Origin of the sequence: Thalassotalea sp. ND16A, from assembly GCF_000764205.1 — a bacterium.
Taxonomy (GTDB): Bacteria; Pseudomonadota; Gammaproteobacteria; order Enterobacterales; family Alteromonadaceae; genus Thalassotalea_A.
Map to the genome: position 1 here is coordinate 12,872 of NZ_JQDZ01000034.1, position 25,980 is coordinate 38,851.

The following is a 25,980-nucleotide window of genomic DNA, read 5'->3' on the forward strand; positions in this document are numbered from 1 at the left end:
CTATAAGCCATAGTTCGTATGGGGACAGATACAAATATATTAAAACAAAATTGGAGGTAAATATGAATGAGTGGACTTACGGACTTTTGGCACTTTTGCCAATCGCTATATCAGCAATATTGCTAATTGGTCTTCAGTGGCCGGCCAAACGAGCAATGCCAGTAACACTTATTGTGACAGTGATATTAGCATTGTTTGTATGGGATATGTCAGCAACAAGGGTTTCAGCTTCAGTTATTCAGGGGTTGATGGTTACTGTGTCGGTGCTTTGGATAATCTTTGGGGCAATATTCTTATTAAATACATTAAAACAAACTGGCGCTATTCAAGTGATCAGAAAAGGCTTTACTCAGGTATCTCCTGACCGTCGTATTCAAGCTATTATTGTTGCTTGGTGCTTTGGTACTTTTATCGAAGGTGCCTCTGGTTTTGGTACGCCTGCCGCTATTGCAGCCCCTTTACTTGTTGCTGTTGGCTTTCCTGCACTGGCCGCTGTCGTAATAGGTATGATGATCCAAAGTACGCCTGTATCATTTGGCGCTATTGGAACCCCTATCGTTATTGGTGTTACTAATGGCTTAGACACCAGCACTATTGGTGCCCAACTTGTAGATAAAGGCAGTAGCTGGGAAGCATTTTTACAATTGATCACCAATGAAGTTGCTATTACTCACGCCATTGTTGGTACCTTAATGCCATTACTTATGGCGGTGATGTTAACAAGATTTTTTGGTAAAAATAAACGTTGGAGAGAAGGGTTAGAGATCTTACCTTTTGCTCTGTTTGCAGGTCTGGCGTTCACTGTGCCATATGCATTAACGGGTATGTTTCTAGGCCCAGAATTCCCATCTTTATTAGGCGGCCTTATTAGCATGGTGATCGTAGTATCTGCCGCTAAAAAAGGATTGTTTATGCCAAAAACACCATGGGAATTTGCCGATAAAGCCACATGGCCGAAAACCTGGCTTGGTACTTTAGTTATCAATAAAGATCAAGACACCGCACCAAGTAAGCATATTTCAGCTTTATCTGCATGGATGCCTTATGTATTAGTGTCGGTGTTGTTGGTTTGCTCACGCGTGTTTGCTGAATTTAAGTCTATATTGGTCGATTTTGGTGTTTCATGGTCAAGTATTTTGGGCGAGTCAGGTATTAGCGCAGGAATAAGTCCGCTCTACCTACCTGGAGGATTACTGGTCATTGCTGCTATCTTCGCTGCCTTTTTGCATTGCCGAGGAGCGGGTAGTATAAAAGCGCTAGGCGCAGCTAGCAAAGCTTCATTTAGAACCGTGATTGGCGCTGGTTTTGTTTTAATGTTTACCATACCTATGGTAAGAATTTTCATCAACTCAGGTGTTAACTTATCAGATATTCCTAGCATGCCGATGGCTGGTGCTGATTTATTTGCCAGTACTTTTGGTGCTGCTTTTCCACTGATTAGTCCTTTAATTGGTGCGTTAGGTGCTTTTATTGCCGGTTCTAATACCGTATCAAATATGATGTTTAGTCAATTTCAATTTGAAGCCGCGAATACATTGCAAATTTCCACGGCGATGATGGTATCTACTCAAGCGGTTGGCGCTGCGGCCGGGAACATGATCGCCATTCATAATGTTGTTGCCGCTTCAGCTACGGTTGGCTTGTTAGGGCAAGAAGGCGCGATATTACGCAAAACTATGATCCCGACGGCTTATTACCTACTAGCAGCAGGCATTATCGCCATGGTTGCAGTATACGGATTGAATATCACAGACCCGCTTTTAGGCTACTGAGTAAACCATAGCTTGGTAAAAATATAGGTTATATTATGGCTGTAAACGAACATTTTCTAACAGACGTACGAGCAATACTGTCAAAGGAACAAATCATTGACGATATCACTCGACGACGTGCATTTGGCACAGACGCTAGTTTTTATCAATTAGTGCCACAACTGGTACTGCAGATAGCCAATGAGCAACAAATGCAGCAAGTCATTGAATCGGCTAATCAACATCTTGTTGCCGTTACCTTTAGAGCGGCAGGAACCAGTTTGTCTGGTCAGGCAATTACTGATTCGGTGTTGCTTATGTTAACTAATGACTGGACCGATTATCAAATAAGCCAAGATGGTCAGTTGATTCGTTTACAACCCGGTATCATTGGCGCAGATGCCAATAGACATTTGCACCCCTTTGAACGTAAATTAGGTCCTGATCCCGCCTCAATAAATACCTGTAAAATAGGTGGTATAGCTGCCAACAATGCTTCAGGTATGTGCTGTGGGGTCAGTAAAAACAGTTATTTTAGTCTTGCCGATATGACGTTAATACTGGCTGACGGTACATTAGTAAATAGCGCTGACACTGACAGCTTAGCGGCTTTTAAACTAAGCCATAAATCGATGCTTAATGAGCTCGGCTCGTTAGCACAACAGGTTAAAGAAAATACTACCTTAAAGGCACTCATAGAACACAAATATCGCCTAAAAAACACCACAGGTTATGCCATTAATGCCTTGGTGGATTATCATGATCCTGTCGATATTTTATTACATTTGATGATTGGCTCAGAAGGAACTTTAGGTTTTATTGCTGATATTACCTATAAAACCGTGCCCGATCATCAACACAAAGCCAGTGGTTTGTTTTCATTTGTAAGTGCTAAACAAGCCTGTTTAGCAGTGACCGCTCTTAGCTTATGTCCAGTTGACGCTGTCGAGTTAATGGACCAACGGGCTTTAAACTCGGTTAAAGGTAAAGATGGCTTACCTGAAAGGTTTTGTGATCAACCAGATGATACTACGGCATTATTGATAGAAACCCGAGGGCAGACGGCAGAAGAATTACAACAACACATAGCAAAAATCGAACAAGTTATCGCATCTTTTGCGCCGATCGAAGCAATTGATTTCACCACCGATGAACGAATATCAACGCAGTTATGGGCGATTCGCAAAGCGACTTTTCCGGCAGTAGGTGCCTTACGAGAAACCGGCACTACAGTTATCATCGAAGATGTTTCGTTCCCTATTGATAAACTTGCCGCTGGTATTGTGCGCTTGCATGAGCTATTCGATCACTTTGGTTATCAAGAAGCCATAATATTTGGCCATGCATTAGCCGGAAATTTACATTTTGTTTTTACACAATCGTTTGAAAGCCCTGAAGAAATTCAGCGCTACGATAACTTTATGCATAAAGTGGCTAACTTGGTCGCGGTAGAATTTGGTGGCTCCCTTAAAGCTGAACATGGCACTGGCCGTAATATGGCACCCTTTGTAGAATTAGAATGGGGGCAAGCGGCATACGAAGTGATGCATAGCATTAAACAGATAGTAGATCCGCAGGGCATTTTAAACCCAGGAGTCATTCTAAATAACGACCCAAATGCTCACATTAAAAACCTGAAACTGATGCCAAAAGCCGATCCTATAGTCGATAAATGTATCGAATGTGGTTTTTGTGAACCGGTCTGTCCATCTAAAGAATTCAGCTTAACGCCAAGGCAGCGCATTGCCATATGGCGCAGAATACAGCAACTTAACCATCAACAGACTATGAGTAAGGCAGAGCTGGCTGAGCACAAGGAATTGCAAAAGAGTTATCAACATTTAGGTATCGATAGCTGCGCGGCTACGGGGTTGTGTGCAGAGCGCTGCCCGGTAGGTATTAACACTGGCGATTTAATAAGAAAACTTAGAGGACAAAAGCTCGGAAAAGTTGGCCATATTATTGCCAAATGGTCTGCGGATCATTTCTCAGGAGTAAGTAAAGGAGCGGCAATAGCATTTACTTTAAATGGTAAAATAACAAAACTTTTGGGTAATAATACCGTTGATCACATTGGCGCGGCTGCGTACCGTTTTAGTGGCAAGGCGTTACCGTTATGGCATTCAAAATGGCCAGCAAAAGCACATGTTCTTACATCGTCAACTGATGAAAAAAATAGTACTGTACAGATAGAAAGCAATACCACACCTAAAGTAATATTTTTTGCCAGTTGCGCCAGCCGCACAATGGGGCCAAGTGTTAGTAATAAAGATAATCGTAGCTTAACGCAAGTTGCACATTCAGTTTTTACTAAGGCTGGTTATCAAGTTATAACGCCAAGTAAATCAGCTGATTTATGTTGTGGTATGCCCTTTCATAGTAAAGGCGCAGCAGATATTGCTAACAGCAAAGGCCAGCAATTACTTGCACAATTATCATCATTAAGTAACAACGGGGAAATACCGATTGTTTTCGATACTAGTCCCTGTAATTTACGGGTAAAAGAAATAGGCACCGAGTTACCCATTTTTGAGCTAACCGAATTTTGCGCTAAATTTTTACTTAATAAACTCAATATTAAGCCCAAGCAAGCCCCCGTTGCCTTGCATATTACTTGTAGTAGCCAAAAAGCAGGAATAGCAGACACCTTAAGGGATATTGCCAACGCTTGTGCTAAAGAGGTTATTGAGCCTGCTGATATTACATGCTGTGGCTATGCCGGCGACAAGGGCATGTTTATGCCAGAGCTGAACAAAAGCGCACTGGCCCCGTTAGCAAAACAAGTCGCCGGATGCGAGCAAGGCTATAGTAACAGTAGAACCTGCGAAATTGGCCTGTCGAAAAACAGTGACGTAGATTATCAGTCGCTTATTTATTTGTTGGATGAAGTGAGTGAGTCGGTTTTAAAGCTATAAAAATCAATTTCCTTATATAAAAACGCGAATAATTACATTCTATTGATGTGTATTTAAGTGCTCAATATTTTATTTATTGTGTTGAGCGCTACCTGCACTTTTCTTGCCTTTGACATCTAAACACTCCTATTTCAATAACACGAAAGTCTATCGATTCTACTCTACTCTTGTCTAAAACTACAGGCCTACTACTTTAACGACCAGTTTATTTACCCATCGTCCGCACAACCGCCCTTTACATACGATCTAATCAAATAACACCCGATAATCTTTAGCAAAACAATGAATATAGGGGGGAATTTTTCTAATTTTTTATTGTGACGATTTTGGAAGAAGTGTTACCCATTATATCGATTTATCTTATCAATAATTCCCTCTACATTAACTAACAAGGTAAATGTTTTGTTAACTAGTAGGGGGAAAGATGAATCATAAAAATTATAAAATATCGGTAATAGCATTAGTACTGGCCGCGAGCTTTAATGCCCATGCAGATATCGAGTTAGTATCGAGTGTGGTAAACGAAAAAGAAGTTAAAGTATCTATTGGTGGGTATGCAAAAGTTGATGTTCGCCATGTTGATGGCGACATAGCCTATCAAGATTACTGGGTAGCTAATTTTCCATCTGGAAAGGCAGTAGAAACCTCTCATACAGGCTTTAATGTTAAAGAGTCACGCCTTAACTTTAAAATGTCGCATGGTGATGTATCTGCCTTTGTAGAGTTTGATATGTATGGCGGTGACGGTAATGAAGTGGTAAGCAACTCTTCAAATCCAAGATTACGTCATTATACTATTACCTATAAAGATTGGTTGGTTGGCCAAACGTGGACAACATTTATGCCGCTTCATGCACTACCTGAAGCGCTAGATTTTGGTGGCCCACATGTCGGTGAAGTATTCATTAGACAAACACAAGTTCGATATACCAAAGGCGCATGGCAATTTTCGATTGAAAATCCAGAGACAAACGGCGATGGTGACATTGGCTCTCCTGCAAGCGCAGTAGGCTTAACCGGTGATGAAGCAGATAAAGACGAATCGGTGCCAGATTTTGTTGTTAGGTACAACCACAATACTGACTGGGGTACGTTATCAATAGGTACTTTATTTAGACAAGTTGACCAAGGTGGTATCGATGAATTTGCAGTTGCTGCCAATATTGCCGGTAAAATCAAAACGTTCGGCAAAGATGATTTGCGTTTTCAAGTAACTTTTGGCGAGCCTGGACGATACGCTGCTGCAGGTTTAACACCTGATATTGTTACGAGTAGTAAAACAGATAAAACTGTGGTTGAGTCAACGATCGCTTATACCCTTGCTTATCGTCACTTTTGGAATGAATCATTAAGAAGTACAGTTTTCTATGGTGCCGCTGAAACTGATGAGTTAGCTAGGAAACGTGCACATTGGGGAGTTAATTTATTAACAAATATCACCTCAGAACTTACCGCCGGTGTTGAATTTGGTAACTATTCCATCAGTGATAATGGCATGGAAGAGATTGACTCTAATTATTTGCAAATATCTGCTACTTATAAATTCTAGCAACTTAATTTCCTATAAGGTGTAAACCAAAGGGTATGTTTAATTCAGCTTAAGCATACTCTTAATTTAATTACATTTTTTCCCAATACAAACCGTTAAATACTGCATATTTTAATATGTTTGTTGAATTAGAAGTCAACAAATTGAAACGTTTAGGAAAATTTAAATGGTTTTTGAGTAAGTATAACGAGCCAATTAAGACTGGTAATAACCGTTGGCTGACTTCAGCTTTGCTCCACGTTTGGGCGTTACGACTGTCTGTTGTTGGTTGTGAGTTCAACTGGTGAATGCAACGCTATCCTTATAGTCGCTTAAGGAACGTTGACATGAAACAGAGAAAGCGCATCTACTACAATGCAGAACAAAGAGCACTAATATGGGATCGGTATCAAAGTGGAGACACCGCGCATGATATAGCAAGGCTATTTGACCGATACCATTCTTCTATATTAGGTATTATTCATAAAACTGGTGGCTTTAGACCACCTGGTTTGGGTTGATGCAAATACTCTTAAGTGTTTGAAAATAAAAACTGATCCTACATTAATTATAACATTCACACTTTACAAAGTTGTTATAAAACGATGGTTTACTATTACAGAAAAAAAGGGATCTAAAATAGATCCCAAATTTGTTATCAGCCCAATCAAAAGGTTGGCTCTTTTTACTTCATGGCAAACCACCAAGGGCGGTGTTAGGTTAGTAGCATGGAAGTGCTCATGTCCTACCGACAGGGCGCCTTTAAAGGCTATACCCAATTACTGATGTTGCGCCGGCACCTTGGTCGGTTTTATCTGTTCACTGGCGTAACAACCTAACACTTTGATAAAACGGGTTAACTGGGTTAACTCGGTTAAACAATCCTGCATTTTTGCCGACTTTAAATTGGCTTCCAGATCAATATAAAACATCTCTTCCCAAGGGCGGCCCTGAATTGGTCGAGATTCCAGTTTGGTCATATTAATGCCGTGTTGTTTTAATACCAGCAAACAATCCACCAACTCACCAGGATTTTGACCGGTAGCTAGAATTAATGTGGTTTTTGCCGGAATTTGTTCGGCCACGTCAACCGGTTTACGGGCGACTAAAATAAAGCGGGTGTGATTTTCCTGCTGGTTGGCTATCGATTTTGTTAATGACAATAACTCGTACAACTTACCGCCTTCTTCAGAGCCCATTACGGCAATGTTCGCTTGTTTTAGCTCTGCGGCTTTTTGCATTGCCTGCGCACTTGAGTCGCAATACTCAATGCGTATACCTTCTTGTTTAGCCAAAAAGTTGCTGCATTGCTGTACCGGTTGGGCATGAGCATAAATGGTATCGATTTTATCGAGAGAACTGTTCACTGCAGTTAATAAACAATGATCTATCGGTTGTGATAATTCACCCACAATTGACAGGTTGGTGTGTTGCAATAGATCGTACACTTCGTTGATACTGCCCGAGCTGGTATTCTCAATTGGCAGCATACCGTAGTCTACGGTACCAGATTCAACCTGATGCAAAATGCCACTAAAGCTGTCACAACCAAATTCGATGATTTCTTCAGCACGTCGAGAAAAATAGCGATAACTGGCCAAATAGCTGTACGAACCTTTGTCACCTAAAAACGCCACACTCACCGTTGGTGTTTTAATGTTCGGGTTTTTCAATTGCTGCAAATACGCTTGTTGATTCAGCACCGAGTCTTCAATGATGGTTTGAAAAATATTGGTCACGTAATGCGCGTCTAAACCTTCTTTTTTACCCTGTTGGATAAGCCTTACCAATAACTCTTGTTCGCGTTGCTGATCACGCACCGGACGAACTTGATGAGCTTTACTCTTTGCCACATTTAAAGTCAGTGATCGGCGTTTCGCAAACAAGCTCAGTAAATCCTGATCTAAATTGGTTATTTGTTCACGGATTACATTTAAATCTAAACTGTCTTTCACCTTTTACTCCAAACTTATTGGTTGTACAAATAATAAAGCCTCCATCAGGAGGCTTTTTCGACGTTTTTAAGTTAGCAACGAAAAATCCCTCCAGTGTTAACTGGTAAAGAATCGAAACTTAAAAACTAATAATTCAATATTCATGCCTTAACTTTATTAAGCAGGCGAAAAACTGTCAACTGATTATTCGTTTTCTGTTAAAATAATCGCCATTAAATTTTTATATCTAAGACTTTGTAGGAATATTGATGTCTTCATTACAAGATCAGTTACTAAAAGCCGGGTTAACTACCAAGCAAAAAGCCAAGCAGGCGAATAGTGACAAGCGCAAAAAAAACAAACAAAAACGTAGTGGTGTTACAGTTGAGGCATCGTTGCAAGAACAGGTAAAACAAGACTTAGCCAAAACTCAGGCTAAGAAAGCGGCGACTGACAAAGCGCTTAATGAGCAAAAGCAGCAGCAATTAGCCGAAAAAGAATTACAACAACGCATTTTACAAATACTGCAACATCACAGTATTAAAAATATTAATGGCGATGTTGAATATAACTACACCGATAACAGCAAAATTAAAAAATTGTTTGTTGACGGTGTAACTCAAAAGGCACTAGTCAATGGCCGATTAGCCATTTGTGCCTTAGCCGACACGACCTATCTGGTGACCAGTGAAACTGCCGAGAAAATAGCCACCTTAGATGCCAGTGTTATTTTGGTGAGTAATGAAAAAGTTGCCAGTGAAGAGATTGAAGAAGATGACCCATATGCCGATTATCAAATTCCAGATGATTTAATGTGGTAGTCAACACCTAGCTAGAACCCCTTATTTTATTTACATTTTTAGGAAACAACTATGCCTATTTTACGATTTATTATTGGCCGAATTATTTTATTAATAAATTTTTTAACCATGCCGAAAGCGGTTAAACGTGATGACAATAGCCAACAAGCTATCGACAAAAAAACGGAAAATTACAGTTTATACCAGTTAAACGCCTGCCCGTTTTGTGTCAAAGTTCGTCGCTCAATGAAACGCCAAAATTTGAACATACAATTACGCGACATTAAACAAGACAATCACTTAACCGACTTGGTTGATAATGGCGGAAAACGTACTGTACCATGTTTGCGTATCGACAATAGCGATGGCAGCAGTCAATGGATGTACGAATCAAAAGCCATTGTTGCTTATCTTGATCAAGTTGCAACTGCCGCATAAAGCGAAAGCTTAAATGACAATAATACCAATTTGATTAATTAAGTGGTCTATTTTTTCATGAGGGAAAACGGATAAATACAAGGCATAAAGTTTAGTAAGTAGTTATTCTCGGCTTTGGCATCCTGCGTCGCTCTACCTGCAGCTTCCATGCTTTCGTACTTATAAACTTTATAACGCAGTAGTTATTTGTTTTAGCCATTAAAAATGATCAGGTAATTAGTCAACTTGGTATAATAAGACCTGAAAAATTCGGGTCTTTTTTTTGTCATCAGGAAATTATTTTATTCGCTTTCCTGTCTGTTACATTAGTAAGGTAAGTAATAGGTTGGCGACAGAATATGTTAATTAAAACGAAGCGCAGTTATGAGCTGACGGAAAACCAGGTCACCGATGAGACCATTTATCAAGGCCGTCGCAAGGTGCTAAAACAGCTAGGCTTTATCAGCGCCTCGGCTTTGCTTGGCAGCAATACACTTGCCACAACAGCCAGTGCCGATGAAACGGTATTCAAAACGAAAGCGCTGCAATTCTCTTCGTCAAACTCGTCTACCATAAGTGAGCAGTTCACGCCTGAACACAAAGTGATCAGCCACAATAATTTCTATGAATTTGGCGCCAAAAAAGATCAACCGCAAAAGCTGGCACAAAATTTTAAGGTTGAGCCCTGGCAATTAAAAGTCAGTGGTGAGGTAAACAAACCTTTCACTCTCGATTACGAACAGTTATTTTCCAGTTTTACCATTGAAGAGAGGATATACCGGCTGCGCTGTGTAGAAGCCTGGTCTATGGTCATTCCCTGGTTAGGCTTTCGTTTGGCCGATTTAATTAAAAAAGCCGAACCAAATTCGAAAGCCAAATATGTGGCGTTTAAAACCTTATATGATCCTGAACAAATGCCCGGTCAGGCCAACCGCTATTTAGGTGGTGGCATTAAATACCCGTATGTTGAAGGTTTGCGTATTGATGAAGCGATGCACGACTTAAGCATTTTATCGGTCGGTTTATACGGTAAAACCCTGCCACCACAAAATGGCGCGCCGATTCGTTTGGTGACCCCGTGGAAATATGGTTTTAAAAGCATTAAATCGATTGTTGAAATTAAATTAGTCGAGCGCAAGCCTAAGACTACCTGGAATAAACTGGCACCAAATGAATACGGTTTTTACGCCAATGTTAACCCTGAAGTGGATCACCCCAGATGGTCACAAGGCAGTGAACGCCGCCTTACCAGTGGTGGCCTCTTTGCCCGTAACCGCATCAAGACGCAAATGTTTAACGGTTATGGTGAAGACGTTGCCAGCCTTTATCAGGGCATGAATTTGCGCAAACATTATTGATGAACTGGCTGATTAAACATCGAGTATTGCTATTAAAAACGTTAATACATTTCTGCTCTTTTATCCCGGTGGTGCTGATCTATTATTTTGCCGTGCTCGATCAATTAGGCAGCGATCCGGTGGAAGAAGTGATCCACTTTACCGGCATTGGTGCGTTAAATTTACTCTTGCTCACCTTGCTTGTTTCGCCGCTGGCGAAAAAGTTTAAACAGGGCTGGTTAACTAAGATAAGACGCTTACTCGGCATTTATGCATTTTTTTACGCTTGTTTACACCTGCTAAATTTTTTGTTTTTTGAACTGCAGTTTGATTTTTCGCTATTTTTTGATGAAATCATCGACCGACCGTATATCACCGTCGGCATGCTCGCTTACATGATCATTTTTTCTCTGGCGCTTACCTCACTGGCTCGGTTGCGCAAAAAAATGGGAAAACGCTGGCAAAAGTTACATAATTTTAATTACTTGTTGGTCATTCTGGTTTGCATCCATTTTTATTGGTCGGTAAAGTCGGAAATCATTGAACCATCGATTTATTTTATGATGTTGTTTGTGTTGTTGTATCAGCGTAAAGATAAATTCAAACGTTGGCTTAAACGTTAATAGTTGCTACAGTTCAACCCATAGTCAACAAATCACAACAATTACCACATTAGTAACAACACAGTTATGTCAGATACAGCCGAAGAATTTCACCTAACCATTACCAGCCGAGAGCAAAATGCGGTTGATCTGCTGTCGGTCGCGGCAAAATTATCACATCATGAAATCAAGCTGGCGATGACCAAAGGTTGCGTTTGGCATACCCGTAAAAGACATACTCAACGCTTACGACGGAGTAAAAAAGTGCTGCAAGCCGGGGACGAAATACACATGTATCACAACCCAAGGGTATTAAGTCAAACGGTTACGCCGGCAACGTTAATTGCCGATGAAGGGGATTACAGCATTTGGTTCAAGCCTTATGGCATGCTTTGCCAGGGGTCGAAGTGGAGTGACCATACCACCATAAACCGTTTTGTCGAAACCAACCTATTGCCGCAAAGGCCAGCATTTGTCGTCCATCGTCTCGACCGAGCAACCACCGGTCTTTTGGTTATTGCCCACGCAAAATCGGCCGCCAGAGCACTAAGTTCAGCTTTCGAGCAGCGAAACACCAAAAAGGTTTACCAGGCTATTGTACACGGCAAGTTTAACGCCATTGACAATTCGCAAACTGTGCAAACCATAAATACCGATATCGATGGTAAAACTGCAGTCAGTCATGTGTCATTACTGAGCTATGATCAGAGCCATGATCGCTCGCTAGTGGAAGTCAATATTGATACTGGCCGAAAACACCAGATCAGAATTCACCTGGCTGCCATTGGTTTGCCTATTGTTGGCGATAGAATGCATGGCATAAAAGAAAAGGATGATAGTGAGGACTTACAATTGTGTGCCGTGGCGTTAACTATCCCTTGCCCGCATACAGGGCAAAGCAAGGAATACCTATTAACCGATGAGTTGCAATTAAGTCATAAATTTAGCTGAAATTTACCACTGTGTCGGTGTTGTTGTGGCCGATAAGGTTCAACGAATTATCTAAGTCGTTAATTATATCATCAGCATTTTCCAGGCCAACCGAAATACGAATTAAGCTGTCGCTAATGCCGGCATCCAGTCTTTCTTCCTGGCTGTAAGGTGAATGGGTCATCGATGCTGGATGTTGAATTAATGATTCGGCATCGCCCAAACTCACCGCAATGCTGAACAACTGCATACGGTTAATGAACGCACTGCCTTGGTGAATATCGCCTTTAATTTCAAAAGCGATAACGCCACCGGCAGCCTGCATTTGCTTACCGATAAATTTATGGCCACTATGGCTGGCCAAACCCGGGTAATAAACTGCGGTTACCATAGGGTGACCCTCAAGGTACTCCGCCACTTTTTGGGCATTGCTGCAATGTCTTTCCATGCGGATTGGCAGCGTTTTCAAGCCTCTTAAAATTAACCAGGCATCGTGCGGACTGATGGTGGCGCCAATATCTTTGAGTACGGTTAATTTTATGTGAGTGATCATCTCCGTAGTACCACAGACAATGCCGGCAACAACATCACCATGACCATTCAGGTATTTAGTGGCGCTATGAATGACGATATCAATACCAAACTCGATAGGGCGCTGCAATATCGGCGTTAAAAAGGTATTATCAACAATCGAAATCAATTGGTGTTGTTTGGCAATATTACCAATCATTTCCAAATCAAGAACTACCAGGTTTGGATTAATGGGAGTTTCCAGGAAAATCACTTTGGTGTTTTCTTTGATCGCCGCAACTATCTCGGCCTCATTGTTCATATCAACAAATGTTACCTCAACCCCGAACCGGGTTAATTGGTGCGCCATTAACGCATAGCTACAACCATAAACGGCTTTCGATGAAATTAAATGATCACCGGCCGATAAATTTGCCAGTAATGCCGCCGATACCGCCCCCATTCCGGTTGCCGTTGCTGCGGCATCTTCCATGCCTTCTAGAGCGGCTACTCTTTGCTCTAATTGGCGGGTGGTTGGATTGCCCAAACGAGTATAAATAAAACCTTCCTGCTCACCAGCAAAGCGATCGGCGCCTTGCTCGGCATTATCAAAAATAAAAGTCGAGGTTTGATAAAGCGGCGTGGCGAGCGAGCCAAACTGTTCATCATTAATACGGCCTGCGTGAATGGCTTTGGTGTCGATATGAGCATTTTTTTTCATAAATTGTCCAATTTTATAGTGAGCTTGCAAAATTTTGTATCCTTTGACTAATTAGAGCAAAACCCTTGCCAGTTTAAAATTTATTGTTAATTCAATGTGTTACGTTTACTTTTCGGTTTTGTCTCTTATCTGCGTGTAATAATTTTATTACATTGATTGGTATTCATGCTTGAATACCGGGCTACAGTAGTTTGAACCTATGGCTTTTTACAAAATGTAATAATTGTATTACGATGTAATGTAATTATTACAAAGTTGCATTCAGCAATATAGATCACGAGCTTCGACTATGAGAATTGAAATTGCCTCGCAAGACAGAGTCGGTATTACCCAGGAAATATTGTCGGTATTTGCGGCCAAGCAATGGAACTTACTCGCCGTAGAGGTGAGTAAGTTTCATATTTTTGTACAGTTAAAAGATCAGGGCTTGTCGTTAGCCACAATTAAACCTGAGTTGCTAAAAATCACCGGCGTGGAAGCGGTGAAAGCCATCGAGTTAATGCCAGGGGAACGTAAGTCGCAACAATTAGAAGTGCTACTGGCAAAAATCCCCGAGCCAATCATCGACATCGATAAAAGTGGTTTTATTTTGGTTGCCAATAAAGCGGCGGCAGATTTTTTAAAGGTAAACAACAGCGAGTTAATCGGCAAAGCAATCAATAACTATATTGAACAGCGCTTACAAATTGATTTAACCGGCCAGTCAAGCACCCAAGAAGTCACCTTTGCCGGCCATCAATTTTTTGCCGATATCTCGCCGGTAAAAACGGAGCGTACCATCAGTGGCGCCGTATTGGTGTTAAGAAGTTTAGAAAATGTGGGTCGTCACTTATCGCAATTACAGCAAGGTATACAGAGTGGTTTTGACGCCATTATTGGTAAATCCTCGCAAATTGTTGAAGTGATCAATCAAGCGAAACGTTTCGCCAGCCTGGATTTGCCGATATTAATTAGTGGTGAAACGGGGACCGGTAAGGAGCTTATTGCCCGAGCGTTACACGACACTGGTAATCGTGCCAATAAGCCTTTTCTTGCCATTAATTGTGCCGCGTTACCCGAACATTTATTGGAGTCTGAATTGTTTGGTTATGCCGCTGGAGCATTTACCGGGGCGAAAAGTGGTGGCAAACCGGGGTTGCTCGAATTGGCTGATGGGGGAAGTGTTTTCTTAGATGAAATTGCCGAAATGCCGACCTATTTACAAGCTAAGTTATTGCGGTTCTTACAAGACTTTCAATTGCGCCGGGTTGGGGCGGTGAAAGATAAAAAAGTGGATGTGCGCATCATCAGTGCCAGTCATCAAGACTTGCCCAAGCTAGTGAGAGATAAGCATTTTCGCGAAGATTTGTATTATCGTTTAAATGTGTTAAATCTTAAGCTGCCGCCGTTAAGAGAGCGCCATGATGATATTCCATTGTTGGTCAATGTATTTATCGATAATGCGGCAAAACAAGTCAATCAAAGCAATATCAGCATGAGCGCCACCGCGATGCAGAAAATTTGCCAATATTCGTGGCCTGGTAACATTCGGCAATTGCAAAATGTGTTATTTAGAGTCGTCGCCTTAGCCGATGCTAATATCATTACCGAACAACAACTGGTGTTTGATGATGAGTCCCTGCATAAAGGCCAATTGACAACTGGCAAAGGTGGGTTGATTTCAAATGAACAAGTCACGGACTGGCAGAGTGCGCAACAGCAATTTGAGCAAGAGCTGCTGACGACGCTTTACCCATTGTATCCATCCACTCGAAAACTGGCCGAGCGCTTGAATGTCTCGCACAATAAGGTAGCGATGAAAATAAGGCAATATGGTATCAATATAGAATAACAAAGTAAGACTAATCATCAACATGAGTAATAATGCTGTGGATATATTGGCTGCGTTATATCTTATTTGTTATGTCTATACTTAATATTGTTATTATCTTGTTATGTTAAAGTTTTCTAGAATCGAGAAAGATAAAAAACAGTAACTACACTTTTATCACTAAGCTTATATCAACAACGGTTACTGAAACTCTTGTGAGGAATTATGACAGAACAAACATCTTATTCATGGCGCAATATACTTAAACCTTTAGCGTTCTCAAGTATTGCGGCATCTGTATTATTAACCACCAGCGCTTGTGCCGAACAGGTTGATGCAAAAGACATCAACATTAAAGATAAGTGGGTTGCCCGTGCCGACAGTTTAAGTGTGGATAAAACGCCGCCTGATCCAAAAAAAGGCAGCTATGGGATGAACAAAAAAACTGGCGAGTTTACTCATCCGCCAGCAACCCGAGATTATCATGGTAATTACACTTTTGACGGTGAGCTGGATTACTGGGATACCGAGCAATACATCAAAAATATGAAAATTGAGGCGTATTACCCAATCACGGTTGAGCCATTTCATACCTGGCAAAACATTGTCGACTTTGATGGTCGTCGTTATCTCTATCAGTACGTACGTCGTGATCTGAAAATATTTGATATCACCAACCCGAAAAAGGCCGAGTTACTATTAACCCGTGGACATACCTGGGGCGCCAATGGTGCCGATGAGGTGGCTCAAAACCCATATGACGAAACCGATATGTTTGGTGCCGCTTCGATTCAGTGGAATAAGAAACTGGGTAAAAATATTATGGTGCAAGGGTTTGAAGTACGTCGTTTTGGCTTGCTGAAAAACAAACGCACGCAACCGGATAAAGTGGAAGCCATTCGTAAATCTAACCACTTAAAAGGCTTTAAAGTTTATGAAATGAACGGTCCATTGCCAAAAGATTGGAAGCTGATTGCCGAGCGCACCACAGATGTAGAGCATCCTGATGCTCCTATTGGTCAGCAACAAGGTTCCGGTGTGCGTGACCTGCCAGCTTACTTTGGTGGCGATACCATGTATGTGGCAGCCGCGCCTGACGCCAGTTATGCATTAACCGAATACCCGAATGACTTATACTCCGCCGGTTATCAGTCATGGGATATGTCAGATCCCGCCAACCCTAAGTTTTTAGATCAGTTAACCGTTCCTGGGCAAATTGCCTTCGATGAAGAACATGAAAAAGCCTTTAAAGACAATGTTCGTGTCGGAAATCGCACTTCATGGATGGGCGCTCGTATGTCATTATTTATTCCAACTCCGGTGGAGCAAGGTGGTAAATACGGTTATGCGGCAATGGGCGGTTTAGGCTTTTATGTGGTGGACATTACCGACAGTAAAGATTTGAAAGTGGTAAGCCATTTGAACTTTGCCCCAAGTGTCGCCGGCACCGAAGGTGACTTTATCGATGTGTCGCAAGTGGAGAAAACCGGTATTGTTTACTTTAGCGGCTACCCACTAAATGAAGACTGCTTTGAACCGTACAAAGACGTGCATATGATCGATGTCAACGACCCGAAGAAGCCATTTAAAATCGGTGTGTTACCGCGTCCTAAACCACCGGCTGATGCAAAATTTACCGACTTTTGTCAACGCCGAGGCAGCTTTGGTCCAAAACGTACCGGTTATTACACCCAACCGGGCACGCCAAAAGACAACATTTTGCCGTTTAATTTCTACAATGCCGGTTTGCAAGTATTCGATGTAAGTGATGTTAACAACCCTGAGATCACCGCTTACTTTGTACCACCATTTAATACCGAACGAGTAGTAAGTTATGCCCGCGGTAATTTATCGCACAGTGTTTACATAGAATACGACAGAAACCTGTTTTGGTTATTCACCAATCACGGCATCTATGTATTGTCTAGCCCGGTATTAGGCGAGCCTTCTTTTGACATGCCGAAAGAGGTTTGGCCGCCACGAAAATAAATTATTTTAGTTTGCTAGCGTGATTTAAAAATTTACCCCAGTCTTGTACTGGGGTTTTTGGTTGGCGGGGTTTCAACCTCAATTATAGATCTGAATTTATTTAGACGAAATGCTCCTGGTTATAACTAAAAACATATACCTTTGTGGTCTATTGTTATTTTTAAGTTATTACTTTTATCGATAAGATGATGGCAACTATTTTAAGCCGTGAGAGCAAGATGCAAGCAATCAATCGAGAATATTGTCTTCAATTAGATAAGCAAGATCAATTAGCCAGTTTCCGTAATGAATTTAGTTTACCAGAGCATGATATTTACATGAGTGGTAACTCGTTAGGGGCGATGCCGAAAAAAGCGATGAGCAAGGTTGAAGAAGTGGTGTTGGACCAATGGGGCACCAGTTTAATTAAAAGCTGGAATATTCATGGTTGGTTCACCTTAAGTCAAACCATAGGTGACAAGTTGGCAACGACTATCGGCGCCGATGCCGGCGAAGTTGTGGTAACAGATGCTACCGGTATAAACGTATTTAAAGTGATTGCTGCGGCCTTAACGCTAAATCCTGATCGTAAAAAAATCGTCATGGAAGGCAGTAATTTTCCTACCGACAATTACACCGCCCAGGGTCTGGTTAAATTACTCGGCAACAAACATGAACTGGTGTTTGCTGAAACCGAACAAGGTATCTTAGATGCCATCGATGATAGTGTTGCTGTGGTTTGTTTAACTCAGGTGCATTACAAAACCGGCCGGTTATTAAACATGAAAGCCATTACCGAGAAAACCCAGCAATGTGGGGCCATTTCGGTTTGGGATTTATGCCATAGTGGTGGCGCCTTACCTATTGATTTAAACGCCTGTAATGTCGATTTTGCCATAGGTTGTACGTATAAATATTACAACGGTGGTCCGGGTAGCCCGGCGTTTGTTTTCTGTGCTAAACGTCACCAAGGTAAAGCCTTACAGCCATTAACCGGTTGGTATTCGCACGCCGCGCCCTTTGCCTTTGAACAAGATTACCGTCCGGCGAATAATATTAACCAAATGTTATCTGGTACCCAGGCTATTTTAAGTTTGGCGCTATCTGAAATTGGTATTGATATTTCTGCGCGAGTGGATGCTCAGGCACTGCGCGAAAAATCGCTGAACATGTCCGATTTATTCATCCAGTTAGTTGCACAAGAATGTGGCGAATTTGGTTTTAAGTTGATCACCCCGAAAGAGCGCGAACGTCGTGGTAGCCAAGTTGCGATGAGTCACGAAGATGGTTATGCGATAGTGCAAGCGCTTATCGGCTCCGGTGTTATGGGCGACTTTAGAGCACCTGATACACTACGCTTTGGTTTAACGCCATTGTATTTACGTTTTGTCGATGTGTGGGATGCTGTTGCTCGCTTGAAAGTGATTATGCAAGAACAAACCTATAAGCAAGCTGAATTTAACCAAAAGCACGCGGTAACCTAGGCGCGTTTAGCGCCAAATTAACACAACAACCTGATTTAAAACTGCAATAATGATAATGACAACGAGGTGAACAATGAGTATTTCTGCAACCCCGGCGGTGACTTGGTCTTCCAAATCAAGTTTCTTGCTAGCGACTATCGGTATTGCCGTTGGGTTAGGTAATATTTGGCGTTTTCCCTATGTGGTTGGCACCAACGGTGGTGCCGCCTTTGTTTTGGTTTATGTATTAATCTTGTTGTGTTTTGCCGCGCCTATTATGATCGCGGAATTGATGATAGGCAGGCAAGGTCAAAAAGACCCGTTTTCCACCATTAAATTCCTGAGCGAGCAAAATTCTGCCCATAAAGGCTGGCAACTGATTGGTTGGTTAAGTCTGTTGATCCCGTTCATCGCCTTATCCTATTACTCTGTCGTTGCCGGCTGGACCGTAGATTACACCATGCAATCGTTAGTGAATAAATTTGACGGCATTGACGGTGCAGCATCAAAGTCTTATTTTCAATCGTTAGCGGGCTCGCCAGTAAAAAGTATCTCATTATTTTTAGCGTTTATTGCACTCACCATGTTTATCATTTCAAAAAGTTTAAAAGATGGTCTGGAAAAGAGCGTAAAACTGCTAATGCCGATGCTATTTTTGATCTTGGTGTTTTTGGTGATTTATGCCGCCATTGCCGGCGACTTTGCCCGAGGTTTCAGTTATTTGTTCTCCCCGGATCTGTCAAAAATTAATGCCGATGTGGTGTTAGCCGCGATGGGGCAAGCATTTTTCTCGTTAGGCGTTGGCGCCGGCAGCGTAATGGCTTATGGGGGTTATCTGTCAAAAGATATCTCGATTCCCAAATCTGTGCTTACCGTCGCGTTTGCCGACACCTTAGTGGCATTACTTGCCGGGATGGCGATATTTCCCTTCGTCTTTGCTTTTGATTTAACGCCATCGAGTGGCCCCGGGCTTATTTTTGAAACCTTACCTGTCGCCTTTGGTCAGTTACCCGGTGGCCAGTGGGTAGGGCTGTTATTCTTCTTCTTATTGGCAGGAGCGGCGTTAACCACCGCGTTATCTATGCTTGAGTGTTTGGTGCGCTTCTTATCCGATAAATATCAATTTACCCGCACTAAGGCGACGTTATTGGCCGGCTCAGCAAGTGCGGTGCTTGGCTTAGGCGCAGCAATGTCATTTAACCTGTTGAGTGACTTTAAACCGCTTAGCTTCATTGATGCCTTTAGTGGTAAAACCTTATTCGATTTAATGGATTATTCGGTTGCCAATATTATGATCCCAATTAACGCGTTATTGATTGTTATTTTTGCGGGGTGGGTACTAAAAAAACAAGTGGTTAAAAGCGAGTTTTCGACTGAACATTCCTCGTGGTTTGCCCCTTGGTTATGCCTTATCCGCTACATTGCCCCAGTCGGTGTTATTGCTGTTCTGGTTGTCGGTTTATAGTCAGAGCTTCACTTTACTCTTGTTATGGGCAGCCTAAGGGCTGCCTTTTTTTACTTCAGGGATGAAGGAATGCAAACTACCATGGATGGTATTAAGTTTGTAAAGAGATGTGCTTATCCTGCCGGGCCAGGGAGGGTGATTAGGGAGGGTGATTAGGGAGGGATCAAACAAAAAAAAGGGTTTTGTAACTGCATATAAACAATTAACATGAACTAAAGGAAAGTAATTTCCTGTGAACCTAAAAATAACAGTATTGAAAAAAGGTCTTTGTTTTACTGTAACTAATTGAATGTCAGTGTTTAATTCAGTTGTGGGGACGGTAAGTAGAGAAAATCAGGTATACAGAAAAGTATATATCAATACTGAATTTAATTATTTTTAATATATGGTTCGCTGCTTTAGGGTAAGTGTAGATGAACAATAACTAGATAATAAGTTCATTAACAGAGACATTTATTCATAAAAGCATAATAAACAATTCCCTGATGTCAGGGAGGAGAAACGAAAGATGAGCAAGCAACAAGCCTCTAAAGTTAGAACCACACACAGTCCAATCGCACTTAGCGTTGCCCTGGCATTTGGCCTATCAAGCCTTTCGGCATTCGCAGAAGAAGCTGCAACCACCACTGCTGCTGAAGATGAAAAATTAGCAATTGAGCATGTCACGGTTACCGCTCGTCATAAAGTGGAAAGTTTACAATCTACGCCAATCGCCGTTTCTGCTTTTGGTGCCGATCAAATCAAAGAAGAACGCATTAACGGCTTAGAAGATATCTCAAGCCGCGTTCCTGGTTTTCAAATGAACGCTTATAATTCGGCCGAGCCTGAATTATTCATGCGTGGTATTGGTAGTGATATCGAAAGTGCCGGTGCCGCGGCAGCCATTGGTATGTATATTGACGGCGTATACATTTCTCGCGGAACTAGCGCGGTAATGGATTTATACGACTTACAAAGTGTTGAAGTACTGCGTGGTCCGCAAGGTACCCTTTACGGTAAAAACGTAGTCGGTGGTGCGGTTAACTTTATCACCAAACGCCCTGTTGATGGTGACATGGAAGGCAGCGCTGAGGTAACTGTTGGTGATTACGGTTTATTTGAAGCTAAAGGTTATGTTACCGGTTCTATTTCAGATAATGTTGCCGGTAAAATTGCAGTAACTAGCAAAACACGTGATGGTTACGGTAAAAATACCCACACTGGCAATGATGCCGACGTCGCAGAAAGTACTTCGGTTCGTGGCCAATTATTATATACACCAAGCGACGACTTGGAGATCCTTTTTACCGCAGCTACTTCGACTGCTGATGGCGTGCCAAAAATTAAGCATATTGGTTATAGCGCGGGTCGAAATGAAGCCTTCATTAGTGACGATCCTCGTGAAGATTTAAGCAGTGTTGATAACGATGAAGAGTCAGACAGTACAACGTTTGCGGTACAGGTTGACTACACCACAAGTATTGGTCACTTAACCTCGATTACCGCTTATCGTGATAACGATTACAGCATTTATGAAAATGCAGCAGCAGGTCTTGTTGATACCTCACAAAAATTTGAATGGTGTGGTGACTGGAGTACTGGTGATGTGTTCCCATGTGCAGACAACACCGTTGAAAACCAGGAAGACTTAGCCTTAATACAGCCGGATGATCAATGGCTATCTCTTAAGGCTGAAGAGTCTGAGCAGTTCTCGCAAGAGTTCCGTTTGGCAGATACTAGCGATGGCCCATTAGGCTGGTTAGCTGGTGTGTTCTATATGACTGAAGAAATTGATCGTGAAGAAGAGGTTGATTACTGGTTTGATACCCAATGGGGTACCACGACAGGCATTATTGATAATACTACCTTAAATGAAACCACCAGCTATGCGGTATTTGGTCAGGCAAGTTATGAATTAACCGACAAATTATCGGTTACCGCTGGTTTACGTTGGAGCCGTGATGAAAAAGATTTCTCTGGTACTGCCGGTGGTCGTCGTTTTGATAACTGTTGTGGACACCATATTGATATAGATGGCAACTGGGTATTCGACGGCTATGCTTTTGAAACGGATGATGCATGGGAAGAATGGACACCTAGCTTGAATGTTGATTACCAGGCAACCGATGATACTTTTTACTATGTATCGGTAGCTAAAGGCTATAAAGCTGGTGGCTTTAACGGTGAAGGCATGGAAAAAGCGGAAGAAGCGGTTATTGCCTTCAACCCTGAGACTGCCTGGAACTACGAAACTGGTTTTAAAGTACGCGGTTTTGAAGACCGTTTACAAGTAAACGGTGCGCTGTTCTTCACTGAATATACCGATATTCAAACTACAGTTTGGGTTGAAACCGGTGAAACTACGCCAGATAACTTGCAAGTATTTAACGGTACTGGTGAAGTAAAAGGTTTAGAATTAGAAGTTGTCGCACTAGTGACCGAAGGGTTAACTTTAAAAGGTAGCTACGGCTACATCGACTCAGAGTTTACTGAAGACTTTGAAGTTGACGGTGAGAACCTGAAAGGCAATAAAATGCGCCGTACGCCGGAAAATACCTTTAGTTTAAACGCTTTATACGAATGGGAAATGGGCGACTTCGCCGAAGCCAGTGTTAGTGTCAGTTACCAGTATCAAGATGAGTACTTCTTCGATAACTCAAACGACCCACTTACCAAAGTTGGTTCAGAAACCAACCTCGATGCAGTATTTATGTTACGCAGCTGGGAAGATACCTGGTCAGTGCAAGTTTGGGCGAAAAACCTTACCGATGAGCTAAACGTTGCCTCAACTACGGTTTATGCCGCTATGGATGACACCGTATTTAACTCTTACAAGCCACCTCGTACCGTTGGTATCACCTTTGGCTATAACTTTTAATTCAGGGATGAATTAATGCAAAACAAACAGGGATGTTACATGTTTTGCTCAATTCAGGGATGAATTAATGCAAAACAAACAGGGATGTTACATGTTTTGCTCAATTCAGGGATGAATTAATGCAAAACAAACAGGGATGTTTTCTGTTTTGCTCAATTCACCGATGAATTTTAGTCGATAGCAGTACATCAAATTTAGGCTCTAATAACGGTTGTTACTAGGGCCTATTTTTATTTCAGAATAGAAAGGACATTAAAATGACATTGATAAAGACCATTAAACAAGCTTTGCTCACTATGTTACTACTAACCAGTAGTTTTATTTCAACACAAGCGGTAGCCGTTGCCGATCAAAGCGCCATTTACACCATTACCGTATGGAAAATTCATCCGGGAAAACACGTTGAATTCATTAAATACATGACCGAATGGGAAGAAGTGTTTAAAGAGATCAACGAGCCCCCAATGAAATGGTACCGTAAAATCTCCGGCGACAGTTATGATTTTGTCAGCATCAGCCCACCATTTAATTACGAAGCGGAAAAAGCGATGGAAGCGGCAGGAAAAAAACGAGGCCTGCCAATTGGCTACAACTACACCTTAAAACTTAATGAGTTTGCCGACAGCTACACCAGTACCATCGTAGAAGGCCCACAATCGATGGCCGATTTACTGGCGCAAATTGAATAACGTTAAGCGCTTCAATGGTTAATCAACGGGTCTGTGAGTATAGTTACCGCAGACTTTATCTTTCTAATCCAATCAATTGATGTAAATCCATTATCAATTCAATGTCGTTTCAGCGTCAATTTAATATCATTTCTGTGTAAATTTGTATCAATCTTAGCTGAGTCGTTGATTTTGATATCAAAACATGTAACTTTATTTTTATCAGTATTTAGTCGAAACTTTCATTAATTTGGATTAAATAATAATAAAAATAAAGAGATCAGAATGAAAGCTTTTATCACCCCCATTATTATCTGTTCAGTGCTTTTTTTTACCAACATTGGTGGAGCTAATGCCCAAGCAACTGATGAGCGAAACCAAGAGTTAAAAAAAGAATTTAACCAGGTCTATGGCGCATATAAAAAGGCACTAAAGGAAAATCAGTTTGAGAAATTTGCCGAGCTTACCAAAGAAAGTTATCGATTAGGCTGTTTAGTTTATTCAGATAAGCATATTAACTGCGCCAAATTGGCAATCAATTATGCCGCTGAGTTGAAGCCGTACGACTGGCAAATTAAACAGGATATTTATAATAAAGCCTTGATTATCTATAACCAACACTTTGCTGAATCATCGGTAGAAGTTACCGAATTAAGTATAATGCTGGCAGAAAGTTTACCTTACAAACAGAAAAAACAAGCTTTTAAGATTCTCGGTGAAGCGCTGAAAAGCCTTAAAGATAACAAAGATATCAATGACGTTGTAAGGATGCAGCTACAGATGAAAGCTGGTCAGAAGTATCTAAGGTTGGGTTCTAAAAAGTCGAGAATACTCGTTGAAAGTTATCAGGCGTTGAGTAAAATTTTCCAAGCCGACGATGCGCGTTTGCTTGAGAGTCGATTTTGGGCGGCTAAATACCATATTGCGAATAATCGTAAACATAAAGCCATTGAATTGCTTGAACAAAACGTTGAGCAATATGAAAAAATTAAAGAATATTCCCATCCTTATGAGCTAGTGGCTAGAGCACAATTAGTGAATTTATACGAAAGAGTCCGGAAATCAGAGCAGGCGACGAAGCACTGTATCGCCATTGGAGCGTTAAAACCGTGGAATGACTCTCAAGAGCAAACCCCATTATTTCGCTCTAATCCCGTTTATCCTGTTTCGGCAGCCCGAAGAGGTAAAGAAGGTTGGGTGCAGTTGCAGTTTACTATCGATAAACAGGGAATGGTGAAAGATCCCCTTATTCTCGCGACTTCAAATAAAGAGACATTTAATAAAGCAAGCCTGCAAGCTTTAAAAGAATGGCGCTACGCCCCTAAATTTGAAAATGGTGTACCTGTAGAGGCAACAACTACAGTACAGTTGGATTATAAAATGGGGGACTGATTAGTCGACTTAATTCAGGACTAAAAGACTATAGTGAGTGAACTATAGTCGTTGAGCCTTCATTACTTTCTCTAACTAATTGAACACGAATCTAGCAAAGGAGATTGCCTATTATGAAAAAATCGTTACTAATCACCGTAGCATTGATGGTGCTATCTAGTTGTGGCTCATCAGATGAAAAGAGCGAAGAATCTGCAACACTAGATCCTTACAAGATTGTCGTTACCTTTTATGATTCTTTATATAAATCCTCGCCATATTATGATGGGTATGAGAACTCGGGCTCTTACCTTGAGAGGATATATTTCAAAAATAATGACTATAATGTCTCTGCATCTGATATATCGGAAGTAATTTATACGTTGCCGACGATGGAGGGGACATCAATATATCCCGATGACGATGGTTCGCCTTGGCTAGAGTCTAGGCTAGAGTCGCGAGATGGCACTATTACGACAACAACCGCTCACCCAGCACACTGCCAATTAAATGGTGAGTTAATTAAAACAGATGAGATTGCGGATGAATGCTATGCTCAAATGACAGCGCAAGGGATAGCTAACTTTATTTTTAGTGCAGACTACGAGTTTCAAATTGATATTGACGTTTCGGCGTTTTTCCACACATTTGATTACTACAGTTCGTCTAGCGAAGAAAGGATAATCCCTGTTTCTTTATATTTTGCAGACTACCAAGCTTCAAATCAAACTGTTTATTTATGCGTTGACGTCGCTACTGCTGAAGTTAGAGAAAGTACCAATATAGAGTTTGTACCTGAAGAACGAGTAATTTGTCAGTAATCTCTAAGGTGTAGGTTCACTTCAAATTACGAGGGAGTGCTTTCTGAAGTTCCACTGCAAGAAGCTACAACAGACAGTGAAACATAAGATAAACACCTCCTGTTGTATCTCT

The 25,980-nt window shown here is 41.5% G+C and carries 18 protein-coding genes and 1 pseudogene; 17 read left to right on the top strand and 2 right to left on the bottom strand.

Annotated features, from left to right (window positions below; all coding sequences use genetic code 11):
- Positions 1 to 62 precede the first annotated feature (62 nt).
- The 4 genes and pseudogenes from ND16A_RS13185 to ND16A_RS21640 all read left to right on the top strand — a co-directional run.
- Complete coding sequence (locus tag ND16A_RS13185) at positions 63 to 1,772, top strand: L-lactate permease (protein ID WP_033076816.1); 1,710 nt, start codon at positions 63 to 65, stop codon at positions 1,770 to 1,772.
- 35 nt (positions 1,773 to 1,807) lie between these two features.
- Positions 1,808 to 4,666, top strand: a complete 2,859-nt coding sequence (locus tag ND16A_RS13180) for an FAD-binding and (Fe-S)-binding domain-containing protein (protein WP_033076817.1) — start codon at positions 1,808 to 1,810, stop codon at positions 4,664 to 4,666.
- A gap of 424 nt (positions 4,667 to 5,090) precedes the next feature.
- Positions 5,091 to 6,215, top strand: coding sequence for a hypothetical protein (locus ND16A_RS13175; RefSeq protein ID WP_033076818.1), 1,125 nt, complete (start codon positions 5,091 to 5,093; stop codon positions 6,213 to 6,215).
- A 326-nt stretch (positions 6,216 to 6,541) separates the two neighbouring features.
- Positions 6,542 to 6,703 (top strand): annotated as a pseudogene (locus ND16A_RS21640) (IS30 family transposase); the annotation flags it as partial.
- Positions 6,704 to 6,973: 270 nt separating this feature from the next.
- On the opposite strand, the gene ND16A_RS13170 reads toward ND16A_RS21640, so the two are convergent.
- A complete protein-coding gene (locus ND16A_RS13170) occupies positions 6,974 to 8,149 on the bottom strand; it encodes a chorismate mutase (RefSeq protein WP_033076820.1) in 1,176 nt (391 codons plus the stop codon).
- A gap of 248 nt (positions 8,150 to 8,397) precedes the next feature.
- On the opposite strand from ND16A_RS13170, the gene ND16A_RS13165 reads away from it, so the two are divergent.
- The 5 genes from ND16A_RS13165 (at position 8,398) to ND16A_RS13145 (ending at position 12,235) form a co-directional block, all read left to right on the top strand.
- A complete protein-coding gene (locus tag ND16A_RS13165) occupies positions 8,398 to 8,949 on the top strand; it encodes a DUF2058 domain-containing protein (protein WP_033076821.1) in 552 nt (183 codons plus the stop codon).
- A 51-nt stretch (positions 8,950 to 9,000) separates the two neighbouring features.
- On the top strand, positions 9,001 to 9,366 hold the full coding sequence (locus tag ND16A_RS13160; protein WP_033076822.1) for a glutaredoxin family protein: 366 nt from the start codon (positions 9,001 to 9,003) through the stop codon (positions 9,364 to 9,366).
- Between the two features lie 338 nt (positions 9,367 to 9,704).
- Complete coding sequence (gene msrP, locus ND16A_RS13155; RefSeq protein ID WP_033076823.1) at positions 9,705 to 10,703, top strand: protein-methionine-sulfoxide reductase catalytic subunit MsrP; 999 nt, start codon at positions 9,705 to 9,707, stop codon at positions 10,701 to 10,703.
- Complete coding sequence (gene msrQ, locus ND16A_RS13150; RefSeq protein ID WP_033076824.1) at positions 10,703 to 11,305, top strand: protein-methionine-sulfoxide reductase heme-binding subunit MsrQ; 603 nt, start codon at positions 10,703 to 10,705, stop codon at positions 11,303 to 11,305. Before msrP ends, msrQ begins: the two co-directional genes overlap by 1 nt.
- Before the next feature lie 66 nt (positions 11,306 to 11,371).
- Complete coding sequence (locus ND16A_RS13145) at positions 11,372 to 12,235, top strand: RluA family pseudouridine synthase (protein WP_033076825.1); 864 nt, start codon at positions 11,372 to 11,374, stop codon at positions 12,233 to 12,235.
- On the opposite strand, the gene megL is transcribed toward ND16A_RS13145, so the two are convergent.
- A complete protein-coding gene (gene megL / locus ND16A_RS13140) occupies positions 12,228 to 13,445 on the bottom strand; it encodes a methionine gamma-lyase (protein ID WP_033076826.1) in 1,218 nt (405 codons plus the stop codon). The genes ND16A_RS13145 and megL overlap by 8 nt on opposite strands.
- Positions 13,446 to 13,734: 289 nt before the next feature.
- Between megL and ND16A_RS13135 the strand changes: the two genes are divergently transcribed.
- From ND16A_RS13135 to ND16A_RS13100, 8 genes are all read left to right on the top strand, one after another.
- Entirely contained in the window at positions 13,735 to 15,276 is a 1,542-nt protein-coding gene (locus ND16A_RS13135; protein WP_033076827.1) for a sigma 54-interacting transcriptional regulator, read from the top strand.
- 204 nt (positions 15,277 to 15,480) lie between these two features.
- Positions 15,481 to 17,244 carry a hypothetical protein gene (locus ND16A_RS13130; protein ID WP_200880813.1) on the top strand — a complete coding sequence of 588 codons (1,764 nt, stop codon included), beginning with the start codon at positions 15,481 to 15,483 and terminating at the stop codon, positions 17,242 to 17,244.
- Positions 17,245 to 17,462: 218 nt separating this feature from the next.
- On the top strand, positions 17,463 to 18,707 hold the full coding sequence (kynU, locus tag ND16A_RS13125; RefSeq protein ID WP_033076828.1) for a kynureninase: 1,245 nt from the start codon (positions 17,463 to 17,465) through the stop codon (positions 18,705 to 18,707).
- 73 nt (positions 18,708 to 18,780) lie between these two features.
- Positions 18,781 to 20,151 carry a sodium-dependent transporter gene (locus ND16A_RS13120; protein WP_033076829.1) on the top strand — a complete coding sequence of 457 codons (1,371 nt, stop codon included), beginning with the start codon at positions 18,781 to 18,783 and terminating at the stop codon, positions 20,149 to 20,151.
- Between the two features lie 508 nt (positions 20,152 to 20,659).
- Complete coding sequence (locus ND16A_RS13115; RefSeq protein WP_033076830.1) at positions 20,660 to 23,008, top strand: TonB-dependent receptor; 2,349 nt, start codon at positions 20,660 to 20,662, stop codon at positions 23,006 to 23,008.
- Between the two features lie 257 nt (positions 23,009 to 23,265).
- Positions 23,266 to 23,697 carry a hypothetical protein gene (locus tag ND16A_RS13110; protein WP_033076831.1) on the top strand — a complete coding sequence of 144 codons (432 nt, stop codon included), beginning with the start codon at positions 23,266 to 23,268 and terminating at the stop codon, positions 23,695 to 23,697.
- A 264-nt stretch (positions 23,698 to 23,961) separates the two neighbouring features.
- Complete coding sequence (locus tag ND16A_RS13105) at positions 23,962 to 25,068, top strand: energy transducer TonB (protein WP_033076832.1); 1,107 nt, start codon at positions 23,962 to 23,964, stop codon at positions 25,066 to 25,068.
- A gap of 113 nt (positions 25,069 to 25,181) precedes the next feature.
- Positions 25,182 to 25,868 (top strand): hypothetical protein, encoded by a 687-nt coding sequence (locus tag ND16A_RS13100; RefSeq protein ID WP_033076833.1) that lies wholly within the window; start codon positions 25,182 to 25,184, stop codon positions 25,866 to 25,868.
- The last annotated feature ends 112 nt before the right edge of the window (positions 25,869 to 25,980 follow it).

What these genes read in the sequence shown, in the direction of transcription:
- ND16A_RS13185 (WP_033076816.1), top strand. Translation starts at nt 63, where the DNA reads ATGAATGAGTGGACTTACGGACTTTTGGCACTTTTGCCAATCGCTATA.
- ND16A_RS13180 (WP_033076817.1), top strand. Translation starts at nt 1,808, where the DNA reads ATGGCTGTAAACGAACATTTTCTAACAGACGTACGAGCAATACTGTCA.
- ND16A_RS13175 (WP_033076818.1), top strand. Translation starts at nt 5,091, where the DNA reads ATGAATCATAAAAATTATAAAATATCGGTAATAGCATTAGTACTGGCC.
- ND16A_RS13165 (WP_033076821.1), top strand. Translation starts at nt 8,398, where the DNA reads ATGTCTTCATTACAAGATCAGTTACTAAAAGCCGGGTTAACTACCAAG.
- ND16A_RS13160 (WP_033076822.1), top strand. Translation starts at nt 9,001, where the DNA reads ATGCCTATTTTACGATTTATTATTGGCCGAATTATTTTATTAATAAAT.
- msrP (WP_033076823.1), top strand. Translation starts at nt 9,705, where the DNA reads ATGTTAATTAAAACGAAGCGCAGTTATGAGCTGACGGAAAACCAGGTC.
- msrQ (WP_033076824.1), top strand. Translation starts at nt 10,703, where the DNA reads ATGAACTGGCTGATTAAACATCGAGTATTGCTATTAAAAACGTTAATA.
- ND16A_RS13145 (WP_033076825.1), top strand. Translation starts at nt 11,372, where the DNA reads ATGTCAGATACAGCCGAAGAATTTCACCTAACCATTACCAGCCGAGAG.
- megL (WP_033076826.1), bottom strand. Translation starts at nt 13,445, where the DNA reads ATGAAAAAAAATGCTCATATCGACACCAAAGCCATTCACGCAGGCCGT.
- ND16A_RS13135 (WP_033076827.1), top strand. Translation starts at nt 13,735, where the DNA reads ATGAGAATTGAAATTGCCTCGCAAGACAGAGTCGGTATTACCCAGGAA.
- ND16A_RS13130 (WP_200880813.1), top strand. Translation starts at nt 15,481, where the DNA reads ATGACAGAACAAACATCTTATTCATGGCGCAATATACTTAAACCTTTA.
- kynU (WP_033076828.1), top strand. Translation starts at nt 17,463, where the DNA reads ATGCAAGCAATCAATCGAGAATATTGTCTTCAATTAGATAAGCAAGAT.
- ND16A_RS13120 (WP_033076829.1), top strand. Translation starts at nt 18,781, where the DNA reads ATGAGTATTTCTGCAACCCCGGCGGTGACTTGGTCTTCCAAATCAAGT.
- ND16A_RS13115 (WP_033076830.1), top strand. Translation starts at nt 20,660, where the DNA reads ATGAGCAAGCAACAAGCCTCTAAAGTTAGAACCACACACAGTCCAATC.
- ND16A_RS13110 (WP_033076831.1), top strand. Translation starts at nt 23,266, where the DNA reads ATGACATTGATAAAGACCATTAAACAAGCTTTGCTCACTATGTTACTA.
- ND16A_RS13105 (WP_033076832.1), top strand. Translation starts at nt 23,962, where the DNA reads ATGAAAGCTTTTATCACCCCCATTATTATCTGTTCAGTGCTTTTTTTT.
- ND16A_RS13100 (WP_033076833.1), top strand. Translation starts at nt 25,182, where the DNA reads ATGAAAAAATCGTTACTAATCACCGTAGCATTGATGGTGCTATCTAGT.